Genomic DNA, 1270 nt, shown 5'->3' on the forward strand with positions numbered 1-1270 from the left:
AGAGCAGATACGGGCCGCCATCGTCCAAGAGTTAACGGATATCACGACTCTGCTGCAAACAGACACCCCCTACGAAAGCTTTACCTTTAGTTTGCCAGACTTAGATGCACACCTTGATGAGCTATATAGTGCGCATAAAGCTGAGCAAGCGGCTGCAAAAGCGCTTGCTGATAAGCAAGCAGAACAACGTGCCGCTGCGGAACAACAACGCTTAGCTGAAGAAAAAAAGCTTGAAGAAGAAAAAGCACGTGATGTTGCAAAAATTGAACAAGAAGAAGCTAAAAAAGAAAAACAACAAGCAGAACAAGCTCAGAAAGAAGCGGATGAACAAAGCGGTGCTGAGCAAGAGAAGAGCGATACCGAAGCCGCTACGAACGACAAGCAAACTACGAGCGATGCACACAGTCCTACCAACAACGAAAAAAACGGTGTCAATGATCACTCTTATACGGTCAGTCAGACTGAAAACACTATCGTAAAACCTCAAAAAGGCGCAGCAATTGATTTGTCTTTTAAAAACCCAGAACTGACTGCTGCCCACGAGAGCTTAATTCAAGAGCTAGAGATGCATGTAGATGACTATCTGAGTGAGCAAATGATGCAAATATCTGAGGACTTAAAATCATGGTTACGAGCGGAAGTGGGTCAGCAGCTTGCCGGAATCACAGAAAAAAACCAAGCGGTTGAAGATATTGTTCAAGAAAATATGGCTAAAAAACACTAGTCTATTAACTGATTTATCGACAGCTTTTAGATATCCGTTAAAGAGCTCCATTAAAAAAGCCCCGTAAATATTTTTACGGGGCTTTTTGTATTTCAATCAAGCATTAACCAGTCTTTATTTTAAATAGCTTGTGTACGTTCGGTCAGCCATTCAAGTGCTGCACCTTCAACACGATCCTTTAGCTCAGCATAGACTTGGCTGTGATAATCATTGAGCCAATCGACCTCTACTTGGTTGAGCAAAGTTGTATCGAGCAAACGGGTATCAATCGGGCAATAGGTAATGGTTTCAAAGTTTAAAAATTCACCAAACTCAGTCTCAGTAGCATTTGCCACCGGCATATTGACTACTAAGTTTTCAATACGAATGCCCCACTTACCTTCACGGTATAATCCTGGCTCATTACTAGAAATCATCCCCTCTTTCATCGCACGCTCTTTTGGCGTACTGGCACTATAAGCGATGACTTGCGGGCCTTCGTGAACGTTTAAGAAGTAACCAACGCCGTGACCGGTACCATGACCGTAGTCCATTTGTGCCTGCCAT

2 protein-coding genes are annotated in these 1270 nt (G+C 43.2%); one reads left to right on the forward strand and one right to left on the reverse strand.

Annotation, left to right across the window (positions count from 1 at the left end):
• Positions 1-724 (forward strand): hypothetical protein (locus ACS8FD_RS15150; RefSeq protein WP_439276457.1); only part of this gene is annotated, 724 nt, incomplete at its 5' end.
• A 119-nt stretch (positions 725-843) separates the two neighbouring features.
• Here ACS8FD_RS15150 and ACS8FD_RS15155 read toward each other — a convergent pair.
• Positions 844-1270, reverse strand: a 427-nt coding sequence (locus ACS8FD_RS15155; RefSeq protein WP_439276458.1) for a M24 family metallopeptidase C-terminal domain-containing protein, incomplete at its 5' end; no start/stop codon positions are given.

This window comes from Psychrobacter sp. 1U2 (assembly GCF_051847575.1).